Source organism: Micromonospora sp. 067-2 (assembly GCF_046549295.1).
In the GTDB taxonomy this organism is placed as follows: Bacteria; Actinomycetota; Actinomycetes; order Mycobacteriales; family Micromonosporaceae; genus Micromonospora.
The window spans coordinates 540,733-556,246 of record NZ_JAJPWB010000002.1; the positions used below are offsets into that span (position 1 = coordinate 540,733).

15 protein-coding genes are annotated in these 15,514 nt (G+C 70.7%); 3 read left to right on the forward strand and 12 right to left on the reverse strand.

Translation table 11 applies throughout. From position 1 onward, the window contains the following. Nucleotides 1-12: 12 nt before the first annotated feature. The 7 genes from ACLJN9_RS06160 to ACLJN9_RS06190 form a co-directional block, all read right to left on the reverse strand. Nucleotides 13-693, reverse strand: coding sequence for a response regulator (locus ACLJN9_RS06160; protein ID WP_410810090.1), 681 nt, complete (start codon nt 691-693; stop codon nt 13-15). After that, on the reverse strand, nt 690-3,242 hold the full coding sequence (locus ACLJN9_RS06165) for a DUF4118 domain-containing protein (protein WP_410810091.1): 2,553 nt from the start codon (nt 3,240-3,242) through the stop codon (nt 690-692). The genes ACLJN9_RS06160 and ACLJN9_RS06165 overlap by 4 nt, the downstream gene beginning before the upstream one ends. A 61-nt stretch (nt 3,243-3,303) precedes the next feature. Beyond that, entirely contained in the window at nt 3,304-4,185 is an 882-nt protein-coding gene (locus ACLJN9_RS06170; RefSeq protein WP_410810092.1) for a potassium-transporting ATPase subunit C, read from the reverse strand. Next, nucleotides 4,185-6,392: a potassium-transporting ATPase subunit KdpB gene (kdpB, locus tag ACLJN9_RS06175; RefSeq protein ID WP_410810093.1), complete on the reverse strand. Its 2,208-nt coding sequence runs from the start codon at nt 6,390-6,392 to the stop codon at nt 4,185-4,187. The genes ACLJN9_RS06170 and kdpB overlap by 1 nt, the downstream gene beginning before the upstream one ends. Before the next feature lie 20 nt (nt 6,393-6,412). Further along, the gene (kdpA, locus tag ACLJN9_RS06180; RefSeq protein ID WP_410810094.1) at nt 6,413-8,068 is read right to left on the reverse strand and encodes a potassium-transporting ATPase subunit KdpA; all 1,656 of its coding nucleotides are present in this window, start codon (nt 8,066-8,068) and stop codon (nt 6,413-6,415) included. Next, the gene (gene kdpF / locus ACLJN9_RS06185; protein WP_036390805.1) at nt 8,068-8,157 is read right to left on the reverse strand and encodes a K(+)-transporting ATPase subunit F; all 90 of its coding nucleotides are present in this window, start codon (nt 8,155-8,157) and stop codon (nt 8,068-8,070) included. The genes kdpA and kdpF overlap by 1 nt, the downstream gene beginning before the upstream one ends. 358 nt (nt 8,158-8,515) lie before the next feature. Then, on the reverse strand, nt 8,516-9,556 hold the full coding sequence (locus ACLJN9_RS06190; protein WP_410810095.1) for a TRM11 family SAM-dependent methyltransferase: 1,041 nt from the start codon (nt 9,554-9,556) through the stop codon (nt 8,516-8,518). A 72-nt stretch (nt 9,557-9,628) separates the two neighbouring features. On the opposite strand from ACLJN9_RS06190, the gene ACLJN9_RS06195 reads away from it, so the two are divergent. Next, nucleotides 9,629-10,495, forward strand: coding sequence for a zf-HC2 domain-containing protein (locus tag ACLJN9_RS06195; protein ID WP_410810213.1), 867 nt, complete (start codon nt 9,629-9,631; stop codon nt 10,493-10,495). 6 nt (nt 10,496-10,501) lie between these two features. On the opposite strand, the gene ACLJN9_RS06200 is transcribed toward ACLJN9_RS06195, so the two are convergent. From ACLJN9_RS06200 to ACLJN9_RS06210, 3 genes are all read right to left on the reverse strand, one after another. After that, nucleotides 10,502-12,067, reverse strand: coding sequence for a flavin-containing monooxygenase (locus ACLJN9_RS06200; RefSeq protein ID WP_410810096.1), 1,566 nt, complete (start codon nt 12,065-12,067; stop codon nt 10,502-10,504). Further along, the gene (locus ACLJN9_RS06205; protein WP_410810097.1) at nt 12,064-12,729 is read right to left on the reverse strand and encodes a TetR/AcrR family transcriptional regulator; all 666 of its coding nucleotides are present in this window, start codon (nt 12,727-12,729) and stop codon (nt 12,064-12,066) included. The genes ACLJN9_RS06200 and ACLJN9_RS06205 overlap by 4 nt, the downstream gene beginning before the upstream one ends. 71 nt (nt 12,730-12,800) lie before the next feature. Next, entirely contained in the window at nt 12,801-13,058 is a 258-nt protein-coding gene (locus ACLJN9_RS06210) for a hypothetical protein (protein ID WP_410810098.1), read from the reverse strand. A gap of 153 nt (nt 13,059-13,211) precedes the next feature. Here ACLJN9_RS06210 and ACLJN9_RS06215 point away from each other — a divergent pair, with 153 nt between their 5' ends. Continuing rightward, a complete protein-coding gene (locus ACLJN9_RS06215; protein ID WP_410810099.1) occupies nt 13,212-13,427 on the forward strand; it encodes a helix-turn-helix transcriptional regulator in 216 nt (71 codons plus the stop codon). 59 nt (nt 13,428-13,486) lie between these two features. After that, nucleotides 13,487-13,984 carry a hypothetical protein gene (locus ACLJN9_RS06220; RefSeq protein ID WP_410810100.1) on the forward strand — a complete coding sequence of 166 codons (498 nt, stop codon included), beginning with the start codon at nt 13,487-13,489 and terminating at the stop codon, nt 13,982-13,984. Nucleotides 13,985-14,279: 295 nt separating this feature from the next. Here ACLJN9_RS06220 and ACLJN9_RS06225 read toward each other — a convergent pair whose 3' ends face one another. Both ACLJN9_RS06225 and ACLJN9_RS06230 read right to left on the reverse strand, forming a co-directional pair. Further along, complete coding sequence (locus ACLJN9_RS06225) at nt 14,280-14,507, reverse strand: hypothetical protein (protein ID WP_410810101.1); 228 nt, start codon at nt 14,505-14,507, stop codon at nt 14,280-14,282. A 130-nt stretch (nt 14,508-14,637) separates the two neighbouring features. Next, the gene (locus tag ACLJN9_RS06230) at nt 14,638-15,348 is read right to left on the reverse strand and encodes a helix-turn-helix domain-containing protein (RefSeq protein WP_410810102.1); all 711 of its coding nucleotides are present in this window, start codon (nt 15,346-15,348) and stop codon (nt 14,638-14,640) included. Nucleotides 15,349-15,514: the final 166 nt, after the last annotated feature.

A 15,514-nucleotide genomic window follows, 5' to 3' on the forward strand; every position in this document is an offset into this window, starting at 1 on the left:
GGAGCCCGCCGGTCAGGGTCGGTAGCGGTAGCCCATGCCGGGCTCGGTGATGAGGTGCCGGGGCCGGGCCGGGTCGTCCTCCAGCTTGCGCCGCAGCTGGGCCAGGTACTGGCGCAGGTAGTTCGTCTCGTTCTGGTACTCCGGGCCCCACACGTCCTGCAGGAGCTGACGTTGGCTGACCAGCTTGCCGGGGTGGCGCAGCAGCTTCTCCAGCACGCTCCACTGGATGGGGGTCAGCTTGACCTCGGTGCCGTCGTCGCGCCGGACGCTGTGGTCGGTCAGGTCGACGGTGTGGTGGCCGATCCGCAGCGTGGGCGTCGTCTCGCTGGGCGTGCCGAGCCGCCGGGTCACCGCCCGGATCCGGGCCAGCAACTCCTCCACCCCGAACGGCTTGGTGATGTAGTCGTCCGCGCCGGCGTCGAGCGCCGCGACCTTGTCCTCGCTGCCGGCCCGCCCGGAGAGCACGATGATGGGTACGGCCGTCCAGCCGCGCAGGCCGCGGATGACCTCCACCCCGTCGATGTCGGGCAGGCCGAGGTCGAGCACCACCAGGTCGGGTGGATGGCTGGCGGCGGCCTTCAACGCGGCGGCCCCGGTGCCGGCGACGTCGACGTCGTACCGGCGGGCGCGCAGGTTGATCCGCAGGGCCCGCAGGATCTGCGGTTCGTCGTCGACGACCAGGATGCGCGTCATTCCTGCGGCCCCTCGGAGCTGGTCTGCACGGCGGCGGGCAGCCGCAGCACCATCGTGAGGCCACCACCCGGGGTGGTCTCGGGGGTGATGCTGCCACCCATCGCCTCGGCCAGGCCCCGGGACAGGGCGAGCCCGAGGCCGACGCCGGTCTGGTTGTCGCGGTCACCGAGGCGCTGGAACGGCAGGAACACGTGCTCCCACTGGTCCTCCGGGATGCCCGGTCCCCGGTCGATGATCCGCAGTTCCACCTGACCGGCGTGGGCGCTCGCGGTGACGGTGGGCGGTTGCCCGGGCGGGCTGAACCGCAGCGCGTTCGCGATGACGTTGACCAGGACCCGTTCCAGCAGGCCGGGGTCGGCGGTGGCCGCGGGCAGGTCGGCCGGGATGTCGGTGCCGACCGCGGCGGCGGGTGGGCCGAGTTCGTCGAGGGCCCGGGGTACGGCGTCCTCCAGGCCGATCGCGGTCGAGGTGATGCCGAGGACACCGGCCTGGAGCCTGCTCATGTCCAGCAGGTTGCCGACCAGCCGGGCGAGCCGGTCCAGCGACTCCTCGGCGGTCTCCAGCAGCTCCTCGCGGTCCTGCTCGTCGAATTCGATGTCGTGGCTGCGCAGGCTCGTCACAGCCGCCTTGGCCGACGCCAGTGGCGTACGCAGGTCGTGGCTGACCGCGGCGAGCAGCGCGGTCCGCATCCGGTCCGCCGCCGCCAGGGGTCGGGCGGTGGCCGCCTCCTCGGCCAGCCGTTCCTGACGCAACGCGACGGCTGCCTGGGCGGCGAACGCCTCGACGATCCGTCGGTCGGCGGCCTCCAGCCGCCGGCCGCTGAGCACGACGGTGATCCGCTCGTCCACCGGCACGGCCGTCTCGCCGCTGTCGGGTGTGGAGGCCGGCTGGTCGCCGACGCTGGCCACCACGCACCAGGCGTGCTCCTCGCGAGCCCGCGCCGGGCGGCCGCTGGCCTCCTCGGCCAACTCCAACACGCTCACCGCGCGCAGCCCGAAGGTCTCGCGGAGCTGCTCCAGCAGGGCTGGCAGCGGGCGTTCACCGCGCAGCACGCCACCGGCGACGGCGGCGAGGGTCTGCGCGTCGGCGGCGGCACGGGCGGCCTCCCGGGTGCGTCGGGCGGCCACGTCGACGATCCAGCTCACCGCCAGGCCGACGCCCACGAAGACAGCCAGGGCGAGCAGATTGTCTGCCTCGGCGATGGTCAGCGTGCGATAGGGCGGGGTGAAGAACCAGTTGAGCAGCAGCGAGCCGCCGAGCGCGGCGACCAGCGCCGGCCACACCCCGCCGACCAGGGCGACCGCCACCACGGCCACCAGGAAGAGCAGGATGTCGTTGGTCAGCGTGAGGTCGGGCAGCGTCGTCAGCAGCAGGGTGAGCAGCGGCACGCCCAGCACGGCCAGGGCGAACCCGAGCAGCCGCCGACGCCGGGACAGCGCGGCCGGCACGCCCGCCGCCCGGCGTCCCCTACCGGCCTCGGTGTGGGTGACCAGGTGTACGTCGATGGAACCGGAGAGCGCGGTGGTGGTCACTCCGACGCCCCGGGCGAACATCTGCGCGAAGCGACCCCGACGGCTCGCACCGAGCACCAGCTGGGTGGCGTTCACGCCACTGGCGAAGTCCAGCAGCGCGGCCGGCACGTCGGTGCCGAGCACCTGGTGGTAGGTGCCGCCGAGGCTCTCCACCAGCACCCGCTGGCGGGCCAGTTGCGCGGGGTCCGCGCCGGCCAGGCCGTCGCTGCGCGCGACGTGCACGGCGAGGAGGTCGGCGCCCTTGCTGCGGGCCGCGACCCGTGCCGCACGGCGGATCAGCGTCTCGCCCTCCGGGCCGCCGGTCAGCGCCACCACGACCCGCTCCCGGGCCTCCCAGGTGGTGGCGATGCCCTGCTGGCTGCGATACCGGTCGAGCTGCTCGTCGACCTTGTCGGCCAACCAGAGCAGCGCCAGCTCGCGCAGCGCGGTGAGGTTGCCGACCCGGAAGTAGTTGCCCAGCGCGGCATCGATCTTGTCGGGGCGGTAGATGTTGCCGTGCGCCATCCGCCGACGCAGCGCCTCGGGGGTCATGTCGACCAGCTCGACCTGCTCGGCGGCGCGGACGATCTCGTCCGGCACGGTCTCCCGCTGGGTGGTGCCGGTGATCTGCGCGACGACGTCGTTCACCGATTCCAGGTGCTGCACGTTGACGGTGGAGAGCACGTCGATCCCCGCGTCCAGCAGCGCCTGGACGTCCTGCCAGCGCTTGTCGTGCCGGGAGCCGGGCACGTTGGTGTGCGCCAGCTCGTCGACCACCGCGATCTCCGGCCGGCGGCCCAGCACCGCGTCCAGGTCCATCTCGGTGAACTCGGCGCCGCGATAGCTCATCGTGCGGCGGGCGACCTGCTCCAGGTCGCCGAGCATGGTCGCGGTGTGCTGACGCCCGTGGGTCTCGACGAAGCCGATCACCACGTCCGTGCCGCGCGCGGCACGCCGCTGGGCCTCCTCCAACATGGCGTACGTCTTACCGACGCCGGGGGCGGCCCCGAGATAGATGCGCAGTTCTCCGCGTGGCACGGCACCATCCTCTCCGATCAGGAGGAAAGGGCCCCTTGTCCAGGGGCCCTTCCTACCGTGCTCAGCGTCCGGGGAACTGCCTGTCCAGCGCGAGGTTCAGCTCCAGCACGTTGACCCCCGGCTCGCCCAGGAAGCCGAGCGCCCGGCCGGTGGTGTGCTCGTCCACCAGCCGGCGGACCGCCGTCGGGTCCGCGCCGCGCTCGCGCGCGATGCGGTTGACCTGCAGCTCGGCGTACGCGGGGCTGATCTGCGGGTCGAGGCCGCTGCCGCTGGCGGTGACCGCGTCGGCCGGCACCGCCGGGTCGGCGGGGGCGTCGCCGCGGATCGGGGTGACCACGCCGCCGGCGGCCACGTAGTCCTGGTCGGGCTGGGCCAGCTGCACCGGGACTCCCTGGTACGAGCTGAGGAACGGCGTCGCCGGCGCGACCTGGTTGACGCTGACCACCCGGGTGACCCGGCCGGTCAGCCCGTCGGCGCGGAACACCGCGAGCACGGCGCCCACCCCGTCGGTGGTGCAGAAGGGGCGCCGGCCGTCGACGCCGTCGAGCTCGCCGACGGCCCTGCTGCGCCCGCAGACCTGGGTGAGCAGGCTCTCGCTGGACTTCTCCGGGTCGGTGGCGATGGTGTCGACGACGCTCTCCGGGCCCAGGTTGCTGGCCGAGGTGGAGGTCGGGTCGTAGCCGTCGCCGGCGGCGGAGGGCCGGGACTGGAAGTACCGCGGGACGGGATTGCCGTCGGCGTCGGTGAAGAGCTGGCCGATCAGCGAGCTGCCGACCGTCTTTCCGCCCGCGTCGACCAGCGAGCCGTCGGCCTTGTGGTCGAGGCCGGGCAGCTTGCCGAGGGCGACGAGCGCCAGCGGGTAGACCAGCCCGAGGAGCACCGTGAAGACGAGCACGGCGCGCAGGGCGGCGAGGTGTTGGGAGAGCCAGTTGGGTAGGCGCATCACGAAATCCCCGGGATGAACTGGATGAGCAGGTCGATGATCTTGATGCCGAGGAACGGCACGATGATGCCGCCCAGTCCGTACACCAGGAGGTTGCGGCTGAGCAGCTTCGACGCGGCGGCCGGCCGGTACCGCACGCCGCGCAGGGCGAGCGGGATCAGCGCGATGATCACCAGGGCGTTGAAGATGACCGCGGACAGGATCGCCGACTCCGGGCTGGTCAGCCGCATGATGTTCAGCGCGTCCAGGCTCGGGTAGAGGCCGGCGAACATGGCCGGGATGATCGCGAAGTACTTCGCGATGTCGTTGGCGATGCTGAACGTGGTCAGCGCACCCCGGGTGATCAGCAACTGCTTGCCGATCTCCACGATCTCGATCAGCTTCGTCGGGTCGGAGTCGAGGTCGACCATGTTGCCGGCCTCCTTCGCGGCCGACGTACCGGTGTTCATGGCCACGCCCACGTCGGCCTGAGCGAGCGCCGGCGCGTCGTTGGTGCCGTCGCCGGTCATCGCGACCAGCCGGCCGCCCTCCTGCTCCCGCTTGATCAGCGCGAGCTTGTCCTCCGGCGTCGCCTCGGCCAGGAAGTCGTCCACCCCGGCCTCGTCGGCGATCGCCTTCGCGGTACGCGGGTTGTCACCGGTGATCATCACGGTCCGGATGCCCATCCGGCGCATCTCGTCGAACCGCTCCCGCATGCCGGACTTGACGACGTCCTTGAGGTGGATGACGCCGAGCGCACGGGCGGGTTCGCCGTCGACGTGCTCGGCGACGACCAGCGGCGTGCCGCCGGTGCCACTGATCGCGTCGACGATCTCGCCGACCTGTTCGGTCGGGTGCCCGCCGTTCTCGCGAACCCACTTCATCACCGCCGCGGCGGCACCCTTGCGGACCCGGCGGGCCGTGCCCACCGCGCCAGCGTCCACGCTGGCGTCCGGTGTCATGTCGACGCCGCTCATCCGTGTCTGCGCGGTGAACGGTACGAACGTGACGTGCGGCATCACGCCGGGCTCCCGTTCGCGCAACCCGAACTCGTTCTTCGCCAGCACCACCACCGAGCGGCCCTCGGGGGTCTCGTCAGCCAGACTGGACAGTTGCGCCGCGTCGGCCAGGGTCGCGGCGGTCACCCCTTCGACAGGTACGAACTCACTGGCCTGTCGGTTGCCCAGGGTGATGGTGCCGGTCTTGTCGAGAAGCAGGGTGTTGACGTCGCCGGCCGCCTCGACGGCCCGTCCGCTCATGGCCAGGACGTTGCGCTGCACGAGGCGGTCCATGCCGGCGATACCGATGGCGGAGAGCAGCGCGCCGATCGTGGTCGGGATCAGGCAGACCAGCAGCGAGACCAGCACGATGCCGGTGACACCGGAGTCGGTGATCGCACCGCTGTTCGGAGCGGCCGCCTGGTACGCCTTGGAGAAGATCGCGAGGGGTTGGAGGGTGACCACGGCCAGCAGGAAGATGACCGTGAGCGCGGCGAGCAGGATGTTCAGCGCGATCTCGTTCGGAGTCTTCTGCCGGTTGGCCCCCTCGACCAGGGCGATCATCCGGTCGATGAAGCTCTCCCCCGGCTTCTGGGTGATCTTCACGACGATCCGGTCGGAGAGCACCCTGGTGCCGCCGGTGACGGCGCTGCGGTCGCCGCCGGATTCCCGGATGACCGGGGCCGACTCGCCGGTGATCGCCGACTCGTCGACGCTGGCGATGCCCTCGACGATGTCACCGTCGCCAGGGATGATGCCGCCCGCCTCGACGAGCACGATGTCGCCCTGGCGCAGCTGCGCCGCGGGCACCGCCTCGTCGGAGTAGGCGTTCGCCCGGGCGCCCGGCGCCCAGTTGATCAGCCGGGTGGCGATGGTGTCCTGCTTGGCCTGCCGCAACGCGGCGGCCTGGGCCTTGCCCCGGCCCTCCGCGACCGCCTCGGCCAGGTTGGCGAAGACCACGGTCAGCCAGAGCCAGACGGTGATCGCCCAGGCGAACACCGACGGGTCGGTCACCGCCAGCACGGTGGTGAACGCGGCGCCGACCTCCACGATCAGCATCACCGGGTTGCGCCACAGCGTCGCCGGGTTGAGCTTGCGCACCGCGTCCGGCAGGGACCTGACCAACTGCTTGGGATCCAGCAGACCCCCGCCGACCCGGTTGCCCTGGGTGGCCGGGGTGCCGGGCGTCGGTTGCTCGCCGGTCCCGGATGTCACAGAGGTGACGGACATGTCCTCGTTCCTCATGATGGTCACAGCCCCTCAGCCAGCGGGCCGAGCGCGAGTGCGGGCAGGAAGGTCAGCGCGACGAGGATCACCGTGACGCCGACGACCATGCCGATGAACAGCGGTCGGTGGGTCGGCAGGGTGCCCTCGGACGCGGGTGTGGGCGCCTGGCGGGCCAGCGAGCCGGCCAGGGCGAGCACGAAGATGAGCGGAAGGAAACGGCCGAACAGCATGCACAACCCGAGCGCGGTGTCCCACCAGGTGGTGTTGACCGTGATGCCGCCGAAGGCGGAGCCGTTGTTGTTGCTGGCCGAGGTGAACGCGTAGAGCACCTCGGAGAGTCCGTGCGGCCCGACGTTGAGCGCGGTGGAGTTGTTGCCGGTGGCAAATGCGGCCGCCGTGCCGACCAGCACCAGGATCGGCGTGATCAGGAAGTAGAGCGAGGCGAACTTGATCTCCCGCGAGCCGATCTTCTTGCCCAGGTACTCCGGGGTCCGACCCACCATCAGCCCGGCCACGAAGACCGTGATCACCGCGAGGACGAGCAGGCCGTAGAGACCGGAACCGGTACCGCCCGGGGCCACCTCGCCGAGCATCATGTTGAACATGGTCATCAGACCACCGAACGAGGTGAACGAGTCGTGGAACGAGTTCACCGCACCGGTGGAGGTCAACGTGGTGGCGGCGGCGAAGGTGGCCGAGTTCGACACGTCGAACCGGACCTCCTTGCCCTCCAGGGCGGCGCCGACCGCCTGCGGCACGGTGCCGTGCCCGGCCAGCTCGAAGATGTTGGTGAGGGCGACGCTGGCGGCAGCGAGGATCCCCATCACCGCGGCGATGGCGTAGCCCTGCCGGTTCTGTCCGACCATCCGGCCGAAGACCCGGGGCAGACTGAACGGGATCAGGAAGATCAGGAAGATCTGCAACCAGTTCGTCCACGAGGTGGGGTTCTCGAACGGGTGGGCGCTGTTGACGTTGTAGAAGCCGCCACCGTTGGTGCCCAGCTCCTTGATCACTTCCTGGCTGGCGACCGGACCACCGGTGATGGTCTGGGTGCCCCCGGTCAGCGTGCTCACGTCGGTGCCGGCAGAGAGGTTCTGCACCGCGCCGCCGATCATCAACGCGATCGCGCCGAGCACCGCGATCGGCAGCAGGATCCGCAGCGTGATCCGGGTCAGATCGACCCAGAAGTTGCCGAGCTGCCCTGTGCGGCTGCGGGCGAACCCACGAACGAGGGCGATCGCCACCGCGATGCCGACCGCCGCCGAGACGAAGTTCTGCACCGCCAGACCGGCCATCTGCACCAGGTGGCCCATCGTCGACTCACCCGAGTACGACTGCCAGTTGGTGTTGGTCACGAACGAGACGGCCGTGTTCCACGCACCGTGCGGCACCACCGGGTCGAAGCCCAGCGACAGCCACAGGTGGTTCTGCACCCGCTGGAACAGGTACAGGAACAGGATCGAGACCGCCGAGAACGCCAGCACGCTGCGGGCGTACACGCCCCAGGTCTGCTCGGCGGCCGGGTTGACCCCGACCAGGCGGTAGATTCCCCGCTCGACCCGCGACTGCCTGCTGCTGGAGACCGCCCGGAACATGTAGTCACCGAACGGCTTGTAGACGGCGACCAGGGCCGCCACCAGCGTCAGCACGAAGATGACGCCTGCTGTTGTCATGGTCATCAGAAGCGCTCCGGAAACAGCAGGGCGAACACCAGGAACGCGCCCAGCACGATCGCGAGCACCAGACCGACGGCATTGACCGCGTTCACAGCTTCTCCACCGCCCGGACCACCAGGGCGAGCACTGCGAACAGCGCCACCGTCAGGATCACGAACACCACGTCAGACACGCTGACTCCTCAGCCGGAAAGGTTCGTCGCGACCGCCTCCCGGTCGCGCCGGGCAATCAAAGCCCCACCCCGGGCCTGACGGCAGGGTCATAACGCGACCATGACGGCGGCGAACGGTTTCTTCACGCCCTTTTCACACCAAGGCCCCAAACGAGTGCCGCCCCCACCCCTCCCCCGTCGATCCAGGGCAAATCGGTGGTGAAGGAGATCCACTCACACCGATTTGCCCTCGATCCACGGGGATGGAGGGCGGGGGCGGGGCAGGGGGCGGGGCGGGGTTAGGTTGGGCGGCGGGCTACCAGGATGTCGCGCATGATCGACTGGTCTACCCGGTGGCGTAGCGCCAGGTAGGGCTCCGCGTTCACCACGGTCAGGCCGGCTGCGGTCAGGGCTTCTGCGGCGGCGTCCCGGTCGGCGACGTGGGTGTTCCAGGAGATGCCGAGCGCCCCTCCGGGGCGCAGCAGCCGCGCCCAGACCGGCGCGGCGTCCGCGAGCAGCGCCAGTGGGTCGCGGGTCAGCCCGTGCTGGGCGGTACGGCTGCCGTGCTGCACGCCGTACGGAGCGTCCGCGACGATCAGGTCGAAGGTCTCCGGCCGGAAGAACTCCCCGGCACGTGTGGTGTCGGCGTTGACCACGTCCAGCAGTTGGAGGTTGCCGGCCTTGTGCTCCTCGCGGGTCGGCGCCAGCTCGATGCGCACCCGGCGACCGACCACCTTGCCCTCCCGTCGCACCGGCCCCGACTCCAGCACGCGATGCTTGAGCCGCTTCTGCTTCAACCAGGTCGTGATGAACGCCCGGTACGCCTCGACGTCCTTCTGGTCGCGGTCCATCCCGGAGGCGTCGAAGCCGTACATCAGCGCCTGGTTGAGGGTGGTGCCCCGGCCGCAGAGCGGGTCGAGCACCCGGAACCGCCGGCTGGTCAGCTCGCCGGCCCAGTTCGAGGCGAGCAGGGTGACGTTGAGCAGCAGCTTCGTGAACTGCTCGTTGGTCTTGCCCGGGTACTTCTGGATGGTCAGCAGGTCGTCGTCGTAGCGGTCCAGCCGGCTCCACTCGACCGGCCGCAGCAGCTCGCCGACGAACTCGAACAGCGCGTACCCGGCGGAGAGGTTGCCCAGCACGGCCAGGTCCCGCTCGGTCAGCCCGTCGCCGGTGAAGGTCACGTAGCTGGCCCCGCCCACGGTCGCGGTGCCCAACTCGCCGATCCGGCCTTCGAGCGCGGACCGGCCGAATATCTCCAGCTCGGCCCGGGTCAGGTCGACGGCGGAGCGGGCGTACACCCGGTTGGTCGCGGGCAGGATCAGCAGGCCGTAGCGGTTCATGATCGGGCGAGTATTCCACAACCTCTTCGGGCCGCCGGGAACCTGGGCGTGGGTCGGACCGACTACCCGTACATGGGGTGTGAGCAGTGGCGGGAAGTCCTGTCGGCGCAGCTGGACGGCGAGGAGACCTCCGCGGAACGGGCGGCGGCGCAGCACCATCTCGACGGGTGCGCCGAATGCCGCGCCTGGTTCACGGTGGCTGCGTCGGTGACCCGTCGGGTTCGTACCCGACTGGTCGCTGATGTGCCCGATCGGACCGCCGCCATCCTCGCGGCTGCCGCTCCGCCGGCCCGCCGGTCCGGACCGGCCGCCGCTCCGCCGGCCCGCCGGTCCCGGCGGCGGTGGCTACCCGCGGTGGCCGGGCCCGGAACGGCCTGGCGCGCGGTGGCAGGCCCCGGCGCGGCCTGGCGCGGTCGGCTGGTCGCCGGGCTACGTGCGGCGCTCGGGCTGCTCGGCGCGGTGCAGCTCGTGCTCGGTCTGGCGCAGGTGGGCCGAGGCACGACCGCCGATCATCTGCACACGTCCGGTCAGCACCTGTGGCACGAGTCGGCCGCCTGGAACGTCGCGGTGGGCGCCGGCTTCCTCTTCGTGGCCGTGCGTCGCAGCCCGCCGGCCGGCCTGCTGCCGATGCTCAGCGCGTTCGTCGGCACGTTGCTGTTGCTCTCGGTCAACGACCTGGTCACCGGGACGGTGAGCGGGGCGCGGCTGGTCAGCCACGGGTTCCTGGTGAGCGGTTACCTGATCACGGTGCTGCTGTCCCGGCCCGGCCTGCGTCCGGGAGGCCCGGCGCCGCAGCGGCAGCCGACGCCGTCGCGCTGGCAGTTCCGCACCGACGAGGTCGACCGGCCGCTGCGGGTGGTCCGGTCCGAGCCGTACTCGGCACAGGCCGCCGACCGCCACGCCGCCCCTGCCGTGGGCACTGAGCGCCGCGCCGCCTGAGGCCGCCTAGTTGGCGCGGCCATAGTCGGCCGGGTCCAACCGGGCGGTACGCCGGCGGTACTCGTCGGCCATCCCCGGCCAGTTGGTGACCACTCGGCCGCTGGCCGTGCGGTACCAACTCTGGCAGGCGGTCCACACGCTGCCGGCGAGCCGGCGTTGCAGCTCTGCATCGTGGTTCGCGGCGACCTCGGGGCGTACCTCCAGCGGCGGACCACCGGCGGCGAGCAGGCGTACCGCCTGGGCGATGTGCCGGGCCTGCGCCTCGTGGAAGTAGACCACCGAGGTGTTACCGGTGTTGGTGTTCGGGCCGTACACCAGAAAGAGGTTGGGAAAACCGGGCACCGCCATTCCGAGGTACGCGTAGGCGCCGTCGCGCCACTCCTCGGTGAGCCGCCGGCCGCCCCGCCCGGTGACCCGGATCGGGGTCAGGAAGTCGGTGGCCGCGAAGCCGGTGCCGTAGACCAGCACGTCGCAGGGGTGGATCCGCCCGTCGGCGGTGCGCAGCCCGGCCTCGGTCACCTCGACGATCCGGTCGGTGACCAGCTCGACGTCGGGGCGGGTCAACGTGGGCAGCCAGTCACTGGTGAACAGCACCCGTTTGCAACCCATCGGTTCGTTAGGAGTGACGCGGGCCCGTAACTCCGGGTCGCGTACCTGCCATCGGCGCTGCGCCCACGAAACACCCCGGAGCACCGCGGCGGCGGCACGGTTACCGGTCACCGCCAGCCCGGTGAACACGGTGAGCGACCAGAACCCGGCCCTGGGCAGCCGCATCAGGGCCGGCAGCCGCCGGTAGAGCATTCTGCCCAGCCGCCCGTACCGGCGGTTCGGCTTGGGCAGCGTCCAGGGCGGGGTGCGCTGGAAGACCGTGACCCGCGCCGCGCGGTCCACGATCGCCGGCACCAGCTGCACCGCGCTGGCCCCGGTGCCGATCACCGCGACCCGGGCGCCGTCCAGCGGGACCGCCGGGTCCCACCGGGCGGTGTGCAGGGCCGGCCCGGCGAACCGCTCCGCGCCGGGCAGCGCCGGCACCACCGGTCGGGAGAGCTGGCCGACGGCCGGCACCAACACGTCGGCCGTCAGCTTCGCGCCGTCGGCGGTACGCAGACGCCAGCAGGCTGCGGCTTCGTCCCACCGGGCGTCGGTGACGTCGGTACGCAACCGGATGCTGTCGCCCAGCCCCAGCTCGTCCACGCAGCGGTGCAGATAGTCCAGGATCTCCGCGTGCGGGGGAAAGCGCCGCGTCCAGCCAGGGTTGGGCGCAAAGGAGTACGAGTAGAGCGGCGCCGGGATGTCGCAGGCGCAGCCCGGGTAGGTGTTGTCCCGCCACACTCCGCCGAGCCGGTCGGCCCGTTCCAGCACCACCACGTCGGCGTCACCGCCCCGGCGCAGCTCGGCCGCCACCGCCACCCCACCGAACCCGGCACCGATGATCGCCACCCGCAGCCTGCGTGGTGCTCCGCCCGTCGCGTTGCCGCCAGACCGGCTGCCGTCGGGCGCGCTGCCGTCGGGCGCGCTGCCGTCGGGCGCGCTGCCGTCGGGCCGGGCGCTGGTCGACGCGGCGTCGGTCATGGCGCTTCGCGCGCGGCCGGGTCCGTGCGGCGGTTCTGACCGCCAGGGGCGATGACCTCCGGGATGACCTGCTCGACGATGGTCAACAGCGTGGTGGTGAGCAGCAAATGCACCTGGGCGCGGGTCAACGCGCCGCGCTGGAGCCACTCGCGCGCGGTCGAGGTGGCCAGCCCGCCGTACGCCCGGACCATCCCGCGCAACTCCTCGCGGTGCTGCGCCTCGCCGGCCAGGCCGACGGCGACCAGCATCCGGTCGGCGGCGACCTCCTCGGCCTCGGCGAGCACCCGCTCCACGTCGGCGTCGCCGCCCATCCCCCGGGCGGTGACGGCGGCCAGCCAGGAGGTGCCGTGCCGGGAGACCACGTCGAGGAACCAGGAGACGCTGGCGTCGACCCGGGTGCGCACATCCCCCTTGGGCAGCCGCTCCACGGCCACCTCCGGAATGGTCACCATGACCCGGACGACCTCCAGGTAGAGCTCCTTCTTCGTGCCGAAGTAGTGGTTGACCAGGCCGCGCGCCACACCCGCCTCGCGGGCGATGTCGGTGGTCGACACGTCCGGGTAGGGGCGCCTGCCGAACAGCCGGACCGCGCAGGTCAGGATCTGCCCGCGCCGGGCGTCCGGCTCCAGCCGTCGGCGACGCGGCGCAGTCTCGACCTTCACCTGCCCGACCCTATCGGCAGCTCACGACCTCGGCCTAGGCGCAAAACGCCGACCCTCCCTCGCCACCTTGATCATCGGACGCCGTGCCGCCGGCGGACCAGGTGGCGACCGACCTGCCGCAGGTTGGGTGTCTCGGAGTAGAGCGCCGCGTTGATGGCACCGACCGCCACCCCCGGCGCTCGCTGGACGCGGTCCACGTCCTGGACCACGCGCCCGATCAACGTCAGTCGACATCGCATGTCGAACAACTCCCGTCGGGCACAGTGCAACGCTGTCTCCAGACCGCCGACCCGCTCCCGCAACCACGCCAACTCACTCGCCTGATCCATCGAAGCCCACCCTCCCAGCACGCCGCTGCGGCCTTCATGAGCCGGCATGAGCCGCAGCCGGTCGACGATTCACTCCCCACTCTCACCCATCCGAAGGGGCTGCGCAAGTAGGTAGACGCAATTAGGCATCCCTGATCGCCCTACGGTCGGGTGATGGGTGAGGTCCCGGGTCCGCTGGTCGGTCCGCACGAGCTGCAGGATCTGCTCGGCGTGAGCCGGACTCGAATGCGCCAGCTCATCCGCTACCCAACCTTCCCTCCGCCGTTTCAACGGCTGCACGGCACGACGGTGTGGCTGCGCGCCGACGTGGAGGCGTGGATCGCCGAGCACCGCCCGCCGAGACCCGTCGACGCCGACGAACCGGAGTAGCTGACTGTCGCGGCTTCGAAGCCTTCGCTTGAACGATCGATCGAGGCACAATCCCCTGTGTGACCGCTCCAGCACCGCGCCGGGTCGAGGAAACAACCGTTCGGCTCGACTACGGGCAGTTCTGCCTCTGCGGTAATCCATCGCCTGATGCCGACTACCTGACCCTGCTGGAACAAGCGATCAAGGGCCCAGGCATCGCGGCAGACGACAACGGGGTCATCGTTATCTCCCCTCACCAGAACAACGTCGAGATGCCGCTCCGCCTGGAGGTGTGGGACGACCGGCCGTTTGATGACCAGAAGGAGTGGGAGGAGGTCTTCGAGGCCAGCCTCCTGGTCGTCGATGACGTGCTCCACTACTCCAGCCCCACGGACGGGGTCGCCACCTTCGAGGTGTCGAGTGGGCGGTACGCCGTACGAATATCGGGTCGGGGCTTCGTCAACCGCGGCTGGCCGGGCTCGATGACTCCCGGCGACAGGTGGCGGGTGCAGCTCTGGCCGTGTGCCGGAGACGTCCCCGAGCGCAGGCTCAAGGAATGGCGTCATCCCGCCGCCTGAAGGCGACCCCGCAACGCACTCCGTCCTCGCGGTGCAGGACTGGATCGTGTCGTATAAGCGGCAAGTCATGCGGCGCATCCAGGCCGACCCGGACAGCCTTGTCGAGTTGGCGACCGGCCGGCACAACGCACGGATCGATTGGTCTGCGGCTTTCCCGTGGAGGCGCACATCGCCGCAACCGGGCGCCCTTCGCAATCGACGGCCCACCGGACCCGACACACCCCTCGGAACTCCGGCGGACCTGACCGACGAAACCCTCACGAGGCACCGGTTCCCGTACCTGACCAACGCTTGATCAGCGCCGAGGCATCCCGGCGTGCGGACTGTTGACGACGAGCGGCACGCTGTCTGGTGACAGGAAATAGTGGCCCTCGAAGTGCTCCAGATGAACGTGGCCGCCGTCGTCCATGTTGGCCACGTCGCGTAGCAGGTCGGCGAAGAGCGACCGACTTTCGGAGCCACCGCGGACGGTGAGATGACCGCAATCGTCGTCGACACCAATGGCGACGTGGCCATGCGTCATTCCGACGACGACACCGCGTAGGTGCCGCGGGTGAGTGGACGCTGCAAGGCTCAGCTAGTGCAGCAGGGCGAAGGGCTGGACCCTACCTCCGAACCCTCAACGCGGCATGACCGCTCGTCTACCCGGCAGGTCAGCCATTGCCGGCCGCGCATGCCTCGATGGTCGGCCAGCGTCGTGTGGTGAAGGCGTACGGCGTGGTACCCATGACGCTGCGGAACTCGGCGGTCATGTGTGACTGGTCGTAGTAGCCCGCTCCGGTAGAAACCTCGGGCAGCTTCTGCTGGATGTTCGCGAGCACCGTCCGAATGCGATCGATGCGCACGAACCGGCTGGGTGTCAGACCGACTCCATCGGTGAACACGGTGCGAAGATGTCGCTCGCTGACATTCAGGCGCCGGGCGACGCGGTGGACGGATTCGCGTGTCAGACCATCGTCGACAGACAGCAGCGCCGTCGCCTCGGCGACGATGCGCCGGCGTAGAGCGGCGCGGTCGGCATGCGAGGACGGGGCAACCGGTAACGCTTCGGCCAGCGAGCGTAGTCGTGCCGCGTGTGACTGCGGAGCGACCAGCGCGCCGCCGTCGGCGATCGTCTGGACGAGCGCTGTCACCGATCTACTGCCCAGATCGGCAGCGGCAACGGCCCGGTCGGCAAGGTCGCGCAGGGGAAGGCCGAGAAAGTCAGCAGCCCGTCCTGGCCGGAAACGCAGTTGGAGGCAGTCCCGGCCAGGCCGTCCGAGGTGATACCTGGCGTGCGTCCGAGGTCCCATGATCACGATGTCGTACGGGTCGTCGGAGCCCACCCGCCAGGTCAGTGTGACGGCATGGTCGGGCTGTTCCATACTGCCGGGGCATCGTGGATGACAGGTTGCGCTCCTGCGGTGACGTCAGAGAACCAGGGCCGAAGCAGATCGGCCATCTCCGCGGCGACCAACTTTTCGCGCTGCACAGTTCAGCACCGTACGTCGTGGCGCAGGACAACATCCGGTGCCCGCGTCGGGTTGTGCC